12 protein-coding genes are annotated in these 13006 nt (G+C 46.8%); 8 read left to right on the top strand and 4 right to left on the bottom strand.

The genetic code is table 11. The annotated features are described in order from the left end of the window. Window positions 1-571: 571 nt before the first annotated feature. Entirely contained in the window at window positions 572-1606 is a 1035-nt protein-coding gene (locus AAA952_RS07120; protein ID WP_338255617.1) for a DUF2235 domain-containing protein, read from the top strand. 76 nt (window positions 1607-1682) lie between these two features. Next, window positions 1683-2510, top strand: coding sequence for a cobalamin-binding protein (locus AAA952_RS07125; RefSeq protein WP_338255619.1), 828 nt, complete (start codon window positions 1683-1685; stop codon window positions 2508-2510). 62 nt (window positions 2511-2572) lie between these two features. Here AAA952_RS07125 and AAA952_RS07130 read toward each other — a convergent pair whose 3' ends face one another. Further along, window positions 2573-3964 carry an NAD-dependent succinate-semialdehyde dehydrogenase gene (locus AAA952_RS07130; protein ID WP_338255621.1) on the bottom strand — a complete coding sequence of 464 codons (1392 nt, stop codon included), beginning with the start codon at window positions 3962-3964 and terminating at the stop codon, window positions 2573-2575. Window positions 3965-4188: 224 nt separating this feature from the next. Then, window positions 4189-5307, bottom strand: coding sequence for a glycerol dehydrogenase (locus AAA952_RS07135; protein ID WP_338255623.1), 1119 nt, complete (start codon window positions 5305-5307; stop codon window positions 4189-4191). A gap of 470 nt (window positions 5308-5777) precedes the next feature. On the opposite strand from AAA952_RS07135, the gene AAA952_RS07140 reads away from it, so the two are divergent. The 3 genes from AAA952_RS07140 (at window position 5778) to AAA952_RS07150 (ending at window position 7236) form a co-directional block, all read left to right on the top strand. Beyond that, complete coding sequence (locus AAA952_RS07140) at window positions 5778-6293, top strand: AAA family ATPase (RefSeq protein WP_338255625.1); 516 nt, start codon at window positions 5778-5780, stop codon at window positions 6291-6293. Between the two features lie 57 nt (window positions 6294-6350). Next, window positions 6351-6746: a GNAT family N-acetyltransferase gene (locus AAA952_RS07145; RefSeq protein ID WP_263186616.1), complete on the top strand. Its 396-nt coding sequence runs from the start codon at window positions 6351-6353 to the stop codon at window positions 6744-6746. A 106-nt stretch (window positions 6747-6852) separates the two neighbouring features. Then, on the top strand, window positions 6853-7236 hold the full coding sequence (locus tag AAA952_RS07150) for an MAPEG family protein (RefSeq protein ID WP_338255629.1): 384 nt from the start codon (window positions 6853-6855) through the stop codon (window positions 7234-7236). 9 nt (window positions 7237-7245) lie between these two features. Here AAA952_RS07150 and pdxR read toward each other — a convergent pair whose 3' ends face one another. Next, window positions 7246-8709, bottom strand: a complete 1464-nt coding sequence (gene pdxR, locus AAA952_RS07155; protein WP_338255631.1) for a MocR-like pyridoxine biosynthesis transcription factor PdxR — start codon at window positions 8707-8709, stop codon at window positions 7246-7248. Between the two features lie 117 nt (window positions 8710-8826). On the opposite strand from pdxR, the gene AAA952_RS07160 reads away from it, so the two are divergent. Continuing rightward, window positions 8827-9285, top strand: coding sequence for a GNAT family N-acetyltransferase (locus AAA952_RS07160; protein WP_338255633.1), 459 nt, complete (start codon window positions 8827-8829; stop codon window positions 9283-9285). 128 nt (window positions 9286-9413) lie between these two features. On the opposite strand, the gene AAA952_RS07165 is transcribed toward AAA952_RS07160, so the two are convergent. Further along, complete coding sequence (locus AAA952_RS07165; RefSeq protein ID WP_338255635.1) at window positions 9414-10481, bottom strand: tartrate dehydrogenase; 1068 nt, start codon at window positions 10479-10481, stop codon at window positions 9414-9416. 96 nt (window positions 10482-10577) lie between these two features. Here AAA952_RS07165 and AAA952_RS07170 point away from each other — a divergent pair, with 96 nt between their 5' ends. Together AAA952_RS07170 and AAA952_RS07175 are read left to right on the top strand one after the other, a co-directional pair. Next, window positions 10578-11492 carry a LysR family transcriptional regulator gene (locus tag AAA952_RS07170; RefSeq protein WP_338255637.1) on the top strand — a complete coding sequence of 305 codons (915 nt, stop codon included), beginning with the start codon at window positions 10578-10580 and terminating at the stop codon, window positions 11490-11492. Between the two features lie 264 nt (window positions 11493-11756). Next, window positions 11757-12899, top strand: coding sequence for a glucosaminidase domain-containing protein (locus AAA952_RS07175; protein WP_338255639.1), 1143 nt, complete (start codon window positions 11757-11759; stop codon window positions 12897-12899). Window positions 12900-13006 lie beyond the last annotated feature (107 nt).

A 13006-nucleotide genomic window follows, 5' to 3' on the forward strand; every position in this document is an offset into this window, starting at 1 on the left:
TGCTGCGAGTCGACGAGCAAATGGTATGGCAAACCTATAAGTCGGGGCCTATGCATTAAGTTCCCAACAGCTTAAGTTATAAGTCACTCAATCGTACTATTCGTGCACTTTTGTCCCAAAGCGTGCAGCATAAGGTTTTTAAGTCTACAGGCTACGTCAATGCTAAATAGGTGAGCCATCACCGTGTCGTCGAGCAAATACCATGGATCGCCCTTCAATAGGGGCCTGCATTTAATAACCAAGCAATAAGTCATTTAGTGATATTAGCCCTTCTATATTTAACGCTCCTCTGTCTAACTCTTGTTAAAGAAAGCATTAATCTTCTCTCGTACGAACATTACACATGCAAACTTTAGTTGCATTTTATTGTTTCAATTTGTCAGCTTAGGTTTTTATGTCACTATAGGTTTTTTGCTGCGACGTTAGCATGTAAAGCAAGATGAGCTTTTAACGCCTTGAATCGCCAGCAAACAAGGCTATCGAGGCTGTTATTCTTGGTAAAACCCGTTAGCGTCTGTATCGACAGATTTTTACCAGCGAGATTGGGTATCAGTGACTCAAGGATGATCCTATGAATAAACGTATTGTGATTTGTGCCGATGGGACTTGGAATCGGCCCGAGAAAGATCTTAAGGTCGATTTCCCAACCAATGTGCTGCGCCTCGCGCGGGCTATTAGCCCCTTGGCCAGTGACGGCAAACCCCAACAGGTATTTTATGATTGGGGCGTGGGTTCCTATTACGATCAAACCATCGGTGGCGCAACAGGGCGCGGTTTACATAAAAACATCATGGATGGGTATCGCTATATAGTGCAAAACTATTCCCCCGGCGATGAGATTTATCTCTTTGGTTTTAGCCGCGGTGCTTACACTGTGCGTTGCTTGTGTGGCTTGATTAATAACTGCGGCATACTCAAACGTCCCGATGCGGCGTTGATTCAACAAGCTTTCGACCACTATAAAAAAAGCAGTGCGCCCTTTGCGCCTGATGGTGAAAAATCCCTAGATTTTAGAGCGAGATACAGTCATGAATCTCGGGAAATTAAGTTTGTTGGCGTGTGGGATACCGTGGGTGCTATGGGGATCCCTATTTCATTTTTAGGCTTGTTCGAAGATAAAGACGAGTTTTACGACACTAAAATTGGCCGCAATGTGCGCGTTGCCCGTCATGCCTTAGCCATAGATGAACATCGTAGTGATTTTGAGCCGACTATTTGGCAACTGCGTGACAATATGGACATGCAGCAAGTGTGGTTTGCGGGCGCCCATAGCAATATTGGCGGCAGTTATAAACCCGATAAAGACGGTTCATTGTTGTCGGATATTGCACTGTTGTGGATGATATCCGAGGCGCAGAAATTTAATTTAAGCCTAGAGCCACACTTAGCCGCGAGTGTGCATCCAAATCCGCTCGCGACCTTACATGACTCGAGACGCAGTTTTTATCGGATAAAACAGGAATATTTGCGACCACTCGACCCTGAGCAAATCCCAGTACTTTTGCATCATTCGGTGAAGGCCCGCTGGGATCAAGATCCTCAGTATCGCCCCAAGAATCTACAAACCTATATCGAACACTATGGCTGGCCAGAGCAGCTAGTTTAACTCTATAACCCCAAGTGACCTGAAGCTACTACGCCTGCATCTTCAGGCGGTTTGGGGATAAATACTAAGGCATATCATGATTAAGCGACACTTAGCTGGACTCGTTTTTGGGCTCAGTCTGTTTCTTCCCCATAGCGTATTGGCGCAGCCCGCTAAACGCATTATTGCGCTCTCGCCCCATGCGGTGGAAATGCTTTACGCCATAGGTGCGGGCGATACGATTGTGGCCGCAACCGATTATGCGGATTATCCCGAGGCGGCAAAAAATATCCCGCGTATTGGTGGTTACTATGGTATTCAAATGGAGCGGGTGATGGAGCTTAATCCCGATCTGATTGTGGTGTGGGATTCGGGTAATAAAGCCGAAGATATCAACCAGCTTAGGACGTTAGGATTTAACCTTTATGGTAGCGATCCTAAAACCTTAGAAGGCGTCGCCAAGGAGCTTGAAGAGTTAGGCCAACTTACGGGGCATGTTGAAGAAGCAAGCAAGGCTGCGGCCGTTTATCGCGCTGAGCTTATCCGATTGCGGGTTGAAAATGCTAAAAAATCAGAACCTAAGGTATTCTATCAACTCTGGTCGACCCCCTTGATGACAGTCTCTAAAAACAGTTGGATCCAACAGATCATCAGTGTGTGCCATGGACAAAATGTGTTTTACGATGCTGCCAGTGATTATCCGCAAGTCAGTTTAGAAAACGTCTTGCTGACCTTGCCCGAGGTGATTTTGCAGAGTGAAGAAGAAGGTAATGTGAAAGGGGTTGATTGGCGCCAATGGCCAGAAATTCCTGCCGTGAAGAAACAGCATATTTATCAACTCAATGCCGATTTATTACACCGCGCGACGCCCAGAGCTTTACTTGGCGTTCAAGCCTTATGTGATGCCTTGGATAAAGCACGTTAAATAAAACGCCTGACAGATTATTCCGTCAGGCGTTTAGTCAGATGTTGCTATTTTCTAAGTGTTTAGAAAGGCGCGTTGATGTCGACCACATTAATCAGCTTGTGGTTTACAAACTCTTTCAATCCTAAATCAATCAACTCGCGGCCATAACCTGAGCGGCGCACGCCACCAAAGGGTAAGTCGGCCTTGACCATAGTTGGATGATTGACAAACATCATGCCTGTGGAAACCTGCTTAGCGACCGCCAGCCCGCGTTGGGTGTCGGCGGTAAACACTGAGCCACCCAATCCAAAAGGCGAGTCATTGGCGATGGCAATCGCTGCTTGCTCATCCTTCACTCTGTGGATGCTGGATACAGGACCGAAGAATTCCCAATAGTAGGCTGGGTTATCTGGCGTCAGGTTTGTCAGTATTGTTGGCTGCACAAAGGCGCCTTGCTGCGGCACTTTTGGCCCTACTTCGGTCGCGGTTGCGCCGTGTTTTACGGCATCACGAATTTTCTGCTTCAACTCATCGGCCGCACCTTGGGAAGACAGTGGCGCTAGCGTAGTTGCCGAGTCCATAGGGTCGCCCGCTTTTAGCGCTTCGATCCCCTTGATATAACCCTTCATAAATTCATCGTAAATGGCTTCAACTAAGATCATCCGCTTAGATGATGTACAGACCTGTCCCGCGTTCCAGTGACGGCCAAACACAGCCCAGCCGATGGTTTTAGGCAGATCGGCATCTTCAAGTACGATAAAGGCATCTGCGCCACCCAGTTCTAGCGTGGACTTTTTCAGTGCCTTACCCGCCAGTGCGGCAATGATCGATCCCGCATCTTCAGATCCCGTGAGCGCAACACCATGCACTTTGGGCGAATTGATGATCTGTTCTATCTGCTCTCGGGTGGCATACAGATTTTGGAATGCACCTGAGGGCAGTCCGGCGTCGCGCATTAAGCCTTCAAAGGCCGCAGCGCACTGGGGCACGTTGGATGCATGTTTGAGTAGTAAGGTATTTCCGGCGGCAAGCTGCGGCGCTAAGATGCGCGCAATTTGGTAGTAGGGAAAGTTCCAAGGTTCGATGGCCAATAATACGCCCAGCGGTTCGTTAACCAGTATCGCTTCACCTTCGGCGGGATCGGCAACCGGCAGTTTTTGCGGTGCCAGCAGTCGCTCGGCATGTTCGGCGTAGTATTCGAAAATTTGCGCCGACAGTTCGACTTCAGCTTCGGCTTCTGCTGAGACTTTGCCCATTTCTAAGGTCAGTAGATTGGCGTATTTGGACTTGTTGTCTCTGAGGATCTTCGCTGCCTTAGACAGTATTGCGGCCTTGTCGGCAAAGGGAGTGGTTCGCCAGCTTAAAAATGCCTGATGGGCGGATTCTATCGCCTGTGTGACTTCGGTATCTGTTGCATTTGGAAATTCTTTAATGAGCTTTCCCGTAAAGGGATTGGTTGTTGCATAAGCCATATGTGCCTCCAAGCGTTTAACAAATAGAGCGTAAATGCCAGCTTTGGCATCGAGGGTGGAAATGTCTTGTTTGTTGTGGGCTCCCTTACCATTGATATGTGGCAAGGAAGCCTAGGATGAACGGTCAACTCATGTGGCAGTAGGAACTATTTTAGTAGCATTAATGAATAAAATCAGATATATAGCTTATTTCTGCCTACGGTGTACACGTCATATTGTTACGGTTAACAAGCTTCTGCTGTTTTATAGCGTTCAGCCATGGCATTGGCGGCTATCATGGCTTGATAGACATCATCTGCGGTTAATTTCATCGGCATATTGCCCATAGTATCGCCTTCAGCACAGGCTATCTCAGCCACTTTGCGCCACTCGGCCTCGATAAAGGTTTTCAGCCCTAAATCTGCGAGTGTGAGCGGCAGTCCTGCCGTTTTGATGATGCGGATAACGTTATCGATTTCGGCTTTTGGGGCATTTTCGAGCACGAGCTGAGTTAGCAGCCCAAAGACGACTTTCTCGCCGTGCTGAGCTTTATGTAAGTCTGCCACCGCTGACATACCATTGTTTACGGCATGGGCGGCGGCTAACCCGCCTGCTTCTGCACCAACACCACTGAGATAGATGGTGGCTTCAATGGTTTGCTCTAGCGCAGGTGTGACTATTTTGTTTTTAACGGCGTCCATAGCAGCTTCAACATTTTCAGTCAGTAACTGATAACAAAGTTGGGCCAATCCCAGCCCTGTGCGGGAAGGCTTTTTCAGGACTAGGTTGACGCCATCCGATTGATAGCAGGCACGAGCTTCAAAATAGGTTGCCAGTGCATCGCCTATGCCTGCCGCAAAAAATCGGGCCGGAGCCGCGGCGATAATAGCAGTGTCGGCAACGACAGCATCTGGGTTCTGTGGCAGAAACAGATAGCGTTCAAACTCACCTGTTTCGGAGTAGATCACTGCAAGTGCAGTACAAGGCGCATCGGTTGAAGCAATTGTGGGGTACAAGATGACAGGCCGTTTTTGATAGAAAGCGACGGCTTTGGCGGCATCTAAGGTTTTTCCACCGCCAACTCCAACAATAACGTTGGTATGATGCTGTTCTGCCAGCGCGCCTAAGCGCTTTATCTCGGCTTCGCTGCACTCATAGTTGAATTTTTCGAGGTGGCTGCTGATCCCATTATGATCTAGCCCAGCGACCGCTTCATTCTTCACGCGGCTGAGGATAAATTCATCGCAGATGATAAAAGCATTGTCACCAAAGTCCTTAACATAATCATGCATTTGAGCTAATAGGCCCTTGCCGATAATGAATTTTTTAGGGGAAGTGACGGTACGTGGAACGACAGTGCTCATAGAGCCTCCTTTGCACTTATGACGGTTATCCTTTCATTCTTACCCTAGCATACGCCTAAATTAATGTCATAGCATGAATGGTGGTAATGTTTTTATTGCTAAGCGTAAATTACTACTTTAGTGCTTAATTGTTAGATTAATAATGTGGTTTATTGTTTTATCATTCGAGTTAAATGCTTTGGTTTGTCTCTGGTTTAAGGAAAGGATAGGGCTCAGAGAGCGAGGCGATCTAAGCGGACGAAGAGATGTCAGATCTCAAAAAAGCTAACGGTGGATTGTGCGAATAGCGGTAAACGTCTGCTGTCTAAACACAGGATAGTCATTAATGTAATGGGATTTTATTACCTTAAACTCGTCCCAAGTCTTGCTCGGTGTTCATGCTTTATGTGATGCTCTGTACTGTTGTTCATTGGTGTCATAGCGAGTGAAATCGTCGGCTGAGATAAAAGACCAGTAATCAAGGAGTGAAGATGACACAGCAGAATGCGTTAGGACAATTGGTCAGTAAAGGTACGTTAATATTCTTTTGTGGCAAAATGGGCGCAGGTAAATCAACCTTATCGCGACAACTTGCTGAGGCCGAAAACTGTATTTTAATCTCGGAAGACGCATGGCTGGCGGCGCTATACCCCGATGAAATTAAAGATTTTGATACTTACTTGAGCTATTCCGCTCGCCTTAAGCCTTTGCTTAAAAAGCATGTGCAGGAACTGCTCTGTTCGGGTGTTTCTGTGGTCATGGACTTTCCCGCGAATACTATCAATCAGCGCCTGTGGTTTCGAAGCATTTTTACTGATTGTGCCGCCCATAAACTTATTTATCTTAATCACAGCGATGCGCTTTGTTTGAGTCAACTCGATAAACGCAGACAAAGCCACCCTGAGCGCGCCATGTTCGATACTGAGGCGATGTTCTGGCATGTGAGCGGTTATTTTCAGCCGCCGACTCTGGATGAAGGCTTTGTTCTTGAGGTGATTGAAAGCTAAATAGTTGAAAGCCAAGTGACTGAAAGCAAGTGACTGAATAAAACAATAGGAAATATCATGTACCAAGTGCTTGAAGGCGTTGTTTCTGCCAATGATTTTGTTCGTCTACGACAGATTTCTGGCTTAAGCCCTAGACCATTGGAGGGGGCCATCAAGGCCTTGCCAAGGAGTTTATATGGCGTGCAAATAAAGCTCGCCGAACAGACTGTGGGTATGGGGCGTGTGGTTGGTGACGGCGCACTCAACTTCGAAATTGTCGATATCGCAGTGGATCCTGAGCATCAAGGTAAGGGATTAGGGCGGCTTATTATGCAGTACATCATGGCTTATTTAGATCGTGAGGCTTTTGAGGGCGCGTATATTACCCTGATGGCGGATGTGCCTGAACTTTATGAAAAGTTTGGCTTTAAATTTAGTCGTCCCGCAAGTGAAGGCATGTATATGGTGAAATAACGCCGCTAATCAATACACTTGTAACTTAGGCACTTATAGCTGTAGAACTCAAACAGTAGAACTCAAACAGTAGAGCTTAAAACAACAATCAAAGGAAGATTACCCCATGAATACCTTACTTATTTGCTTATTTGTCGCCATGTTATTGCCATATCTTGCGAAAAGTCCAGTGGCTTGGGCGATGGCAAAGGCGGGTGGTTACGATAATAATCATCCCCGTGCTCAGCAAGCACAGCTAACCGGTTTTGGCGCTCGCGCTTTAGCGGGACATCAAAATGCCTTTGAATCATTGCTGGTGTTTGGCCTAGCCGTATTAGTGGTGATTGCTACCGGCAAAGTAAATCCCACCACTGAGTGGCTCGCAATCGTCCATGTAGGCGCCCGCTTTGTGTATCACATCCTCTATCTTGCCAACAAAGGCACCTTAAGATCCCTCACATGGTTTGTTGCCATCTTCAGTGCTTTCGGGATTTTCTTTCAGGCTTTTTAAGCTTGGATATTAAAGGATCTGCGCCAGTTTTTTGATACTTTCCCGCAGCTCATCAGGCGTATGAGCGGCATAGCCCAGTAAGATAGCTTGCCTTGGATAGGGCGCTTGGCAATATCGAGACAAAGGCTGTGCCCCCAAACGTAGTTGGCGGCATTTGTTGATCACTTCCTCTTCGGTCAAGTCGCCCTTCAGCCAACACACGAGGTGAATACCTGAGTCAGAGGTTTGAACGGACAATTTGTCGGGCAGATACTGCTCAATTGCCGCGATTAACGCTGTTTGGCGCGCTAAGCAGGCTTTTCGCACTCGGCGAACATGCCGCGCATAATGTCCTTCGGCGATAAACAGCGCTAATGTTGCTTGCTCTAGGTGAGCCGTGTGCGTATCGGCGTAATGCTTTGCTAGCTGGAAGGCCTGTATCAATTTAGGGGGCACCACCAAAAAGCCGAGTCGTAATTCGGGTAGCAGCATCTTGGAAAAGGTGCCAGCGTAGATCACCCTTTGATGTTTATCGAGCCCCTGTAATGCCTGTATCGGACGGGCGCTATAACGAAACTCGCTATTATAGTCATCTTCTAAAATCCATTTACTCTGCTCAGCGGCCCAATCGAGTAAGGCCAATCGTCGTGGCAGACTTAGCATACCGCCGAGGGGAAATTGGTGTGAGGGCGCGGTAAAAGCCAGTTTCACTGAGGGCCACCGCTGGATCGCATCGGCAATATTTGTGCCCTCATCATCAACACTCACAGGACGAACTTGCATATTTTGCGAGAGAAAAGCGCCTAAAGCGCCATCATATCCAGGTTCATCAAGCCAGACTTCATCTCCCTGTTGGAGTAGTACCTGCGCCGTGAGGTTAATGGCCTGCTGAGTTCCATTGACTATGATGATCTGCTCAGGTGTGCAATTGAGGCCGCGGGTCGAACGCGCATAGTCACTTATCGCCTCACGCAGCGGCAAATACCCCTCGCTATGGTTTGATTTACCTAAGGTTTTACGCGATTGCCGCCAAACTCGGCCTAACAGCCGCCCCCAAAGTTGGTGCGGGAAAATATCGACGCATCCGACGCCAATATTAAACATGCTATGGCTGTGGTCCGTATTCCCCTTCGCTTTCAGTCGCGCCATTTCTATTAACTGTGGATTAATTTCTAAATCGGAATCAAAGGCTTGAGCGCTTTCTCTGGCACGGTTTGGAATATCGATCAGTTCATCGGGAATGGTATCTGACACATAAGTGCCCGATCCCGGTTTAGTCAGCAGATAGCCTTCATCAATCAGGCGCTCAAACCCTTGCAGTACTGAGTTACGTGAAATCTGCATGGTTTCCGACAAGGCTCTGCTGGATGGGAGCTTCATTCGCGGGTGTAAACGTCCATCAAGAATGGCCTCTCTAAATGCATGATAAAGCTGATCTTTGAGGATGCCATCTTTGAGTTGCAAGTGAGGGAAATTGGATTGAGGTTTTTTCATTTGCTAACTGGTACTGTAAAAAATACAAAAAGTGTACCTTATGCGGTACCACAATTGAATCTAGAATCTTGCTTCAGTAAAACTGAGACCATTTACTTAATTTCAAGGAGTGCGCTAATGTCCAGCCAATCACTAACAGTAACCATTGATATGGTTAAAGAAACGGACTATTCACTCTGGTTATCACACTGGCGTGATTACCAGACTTTTTACAAAGTGGCGTTATCAGAAGCGATCACCCAAGCCACGTGGCGCCGATTTTTCGATGACCAAGAACCCATTTATTGCGCCGTCGCAAGAGAGGGCCAAAACTTACTCGGTTTTGTGCACTATGTTTTTCATCGTTCTACTTGGGCCGAAACGGATTATTGTTATCTTGAAGACTTGTTTGTTGCCCCAACGGCAAGGGGGCAACATGTTGGAAAGCAATTGATTGAGTATGTAAAGCAAGCGGCCATTGAACACAAGTGTGCGCGCCTGTACTGGCATACACAGGAAACAAATTTAACCGCGCAAAAACTCTATAACTGGATTGGTGAAAAACCGGGAGTCATTGAGTACAGAATGCCGCTGTAAGGAGGGGCCTTTAATAAATGCATTAACTGGCTAGCTTATTAATGCATTTATTATCAGCGGCTTGATAGTCTAAACTCCTTTCAATCCTAATGTTAAAGGGCTTTTAGCATTAGGTTTTGATGCACGTTTTAATTGCGACTAATCGCAGCGATCACCGCATCGGTCAGTTCCCGAGTATTTGCCGTTCCGCCCATATCGCGGGTTAAAGACAGCTTATCTTTCAATACGTTTTCTATTGCGCTGAGTATCAGGTCGTGCATTGCACCATAACCTAAATGTTGCATCATCATAGCGCCTGCCCAAATTGTGCCTAAAGGATTGGCAATACCTTGGCCTGCAATATCCGGCGCCGAACCATGTACCGGCTCAAACATCGACGGAAATTCCTTGCTTGGATTGATGTTCGCCGAAGGGGCAATGGCGATAGTGCCAGTGCACGCAGGGCCAAGATCAGACAGGATATCGCCAAACAAATTTGAGCCAACAACCACGTCAAAATGCTCAGGTTTCAGTACGAAATTTGCCGTCAGAATATCGATATGATATTGGTCGACCTTAACATTTGGATACTGTTTTGCCATTTCCCCGACGCGACTATCCCAATAAGGCATAGAGTGAAATATGCCATTGGATTTGGTCGCCGAGGTTAAGTGCTTTGCCTCGCGGCTTTGGGCTAAATCGAAGGCATATTTTAAGATGCGGTCTGTGCCACGACGGGTAAAAATGCTTTGCTGGGAGACTATCTCATGTTCAGTGCCTTCATATTGAATGCCGCCGACGGCGGAATATTCGCCTTCCACGTTTTCACGTACTACATAAAAATCGATATCGCCGGGCTTTTTGCCTGCGAGTGGGCAGGGCACGCCTTCAAATAACCGAATAGGCCTAAGGTTCACGTATTGCTCAAAGGCTCTGCGGATCGGTAGTAGCAATCCCCAGAGTGAAATATGGTCGGGAACGCCTGGAAATCCAACAGCGCCTAAGTAGATGGCATCAAAGGATTTTAGTTGCTCAAGTCCATCCTCTGGCATCATGCGACCGGTTTTATGGTAGGTTTCACAGGACCAGTCGAAGTAGGTCCACTCAAACGCCACACCTAAGATTTTTCCTGCGGCTTCGAGTGTGCGTATCCCTTCGGGGATCACTTCAGTACCTATGCCATCTCCGGCAATTACGGCGATTTTTACCTTAGACATCTTCGACTCCAATAGGGGATTCTGCGTTTTTAGTATGTTATTCCATATTCGTATCGTGTATGAATAGGCTAAATGTTTTGTTAAGGATTACGAATCGTGAGTCAACTGCCGCCACTTGAAGATTTACGGGTCTTTGTTCTCGCCGCAACAAGCGGGGGATTTACAGCCGCTGCGGAGCAATTATCTTTTTCTCCAGCGTATGTGAGTAAACGCATTGGCCTATTAGAAAAAGCGCTCGGAGTACGCTTGTTTCTGCGCTCTGCCAGAAGTGTCAGTCTCACCTTAGAGGGTAAGATTGCCTTGGAATGGTCCGAACGTTTGCTCGATACCATGGAGCAAATGAGCCTTGAAATTAGTTTAGAGCAGCAAGTGCCACGGGGGCGATTACGTATCGCAACCAGCACAGGATTTGGCAGCCACTGTATTGCGCCGATTATTTCAGACCTCGTGTTCCACTATCCCGAATTAGAAGTTGATTTAGAGTTGCTCGACCGCCCGGTCGATCTGGTCTCTGAAGGTTTTGATCTGGAGATCCGTGTCGGTGGCGAATTGCCACCGCAAATGATAGCTAAGCGTCTTGCGAGTAATTATCGGGTATTGGCGGCATCGCCGACCTATATCGACACGCATGGCATGCCAAATAATCTCGCGGCATTAGCCGAGCATAAGTGCATAGGGATCCGCGAGCGCGATCAAAACCATAGAGTGTGGCGATTGGAAAGTGCGGCTGGCATAGCCTCGGTTGATTTAGCGGCTTCCTTGATGACCAATAATGGCACAGTCGCTAAGCAGTGGTGCCTTAAAGGCCACGGTATTATGTTGCGCTCCATCTGGGATTTACAGCAAGATTTCTTAAGTGGCAGATTAGTCAGAGTACTCCCCGAGTATCATCAATCCGCTGAAATTCATGTAATTTATGCTTCACGATTAGAAACGTCTGCCAAACTTCGCACCTGCGTCGCCTATCTTGAAGAGGCATTACCTCGTTTTGCTGGCACTGGAATAAGTTGATTTTATTTCGCCAAGCTCTATTGGCGAGTGAACGCTCGCTATTTTCATATTGAGTTTAAATAAATCAAGGTGTTGGATTTAATTGCTGACATTGGGTCAAGAGGCGGCCAAGAAGGCGTTCGTCCTATTCTCCTTAATAAAATGATCGTAATAGGTCATTTTGTATATCTATTAAGCAAACTGTCAGGTTTTTACTGTTACCTTACGCCCCCGATGTATTGGCTAATCCCATTGCTACCGTTTTACCTCAGTTAAAGAGATACCATGTTTATAAAGTTTAAGCTTCCCGTTGCTATGCTCGCACTCATTGCTTTGTCTGTTTTATGCTCTTCGGTGTATGTGCAAGAAACGCTAGCGACTAAGCTGATTTCGAATAGGCTGCCAGTTGATGCTCTTGGTTTTCAGTCACAGACGGCTTCCAATCCTTTAGTTGCCAGTCAGAGTGCTCTGCATCATATGCAGAGTTTGCCAAAACTGATGACGACTTCCCTGTTGCAAGCGAATCAAGGTGCTGTTGCAAATCCAACGGTTGCTGAACATTTCTCATCCCCAAAAATGCTTGAGCAGTCATCCTTAGATAATCCAGAGATTAAACAACTGAGTCTGAATATCAGTTCTCTCGATGAACTCATGGGCTTGTTTGACTCGCTTAATTACACGCCAGAAAGCTTTCGTGATGGTAATAAATCGGTCCCTAGGTTGACCTTTGATGCCGTGGGTGAGGGCTGGAGTTCAGTGTCAAGCCAACTCCCGGTGAAGCAAAAGAAAATGGTGTTTCTTAGGATGATTGCCCCTTTAGTCTTATTGGCGAATGAGAAAATTTTGCAAGAAAGACAGGTCATTATGTCTGCCCCCCTCGATGATATTGCGTTATTAGCCTTAGGGGTAAAGTACAAAGTAATAAGCAGTGAAGATAAACCGCTGTTAGAAGCCCAAAGACAAATGCTACTTGAAAGGGTGGATATCCTGCCGCCATCGTTAGTGTTAGCTCAAGCGGCAAAAGAAAGCGGTTGGGGCACATCGCGATTTGCCCGTGAAGGTAATGCATTATTTGGGCAGTGGGATTTCAAGGGTAATGGTATGGAACCTAGGCAGAAGCGCCAAGGTTTAGGCAATTATGGTTTAGCACGATTCGATACACCATTTGCTTCGGTGGAAGGGTATTTGTTGAATTTGAATACCCATAATGCTTATCAGAAGATGCGAGATTTTCGTGCCCAATCAAGACAAGCTAATCAAGCTGTGACAGGCTCTGCACTCGCAGGGACGTTAGACCGATATTCGGAGCGTGGTCACGCCTATGTTGAGGCGATTCGTCAGATGATCCGTACTAATAAGCTATATCTGGTGGATGATATTTATTTAAGTGATGACGCACCATTACATCTATTAACAAGAACAAACTAAGTGATTGGTAAAATAACCATTTCTACTTAGCCTGAATAAAGCGCACTTTAATTAGGCTTATATAGGTCAATTTAATCAATGGCATCCGCATTACCCTATATCCCAAC

This window comes from Shewanella sp. M-Br, from assembly GCF_036245925.1.
Taxonomy (GTDB): domain Bacteria; phylum Pseudomonadota; class Gammaproteobacteria; order Enterobacterales; family Shewanellaceae; genus Shewanella; species Shewanella oncorhynchi.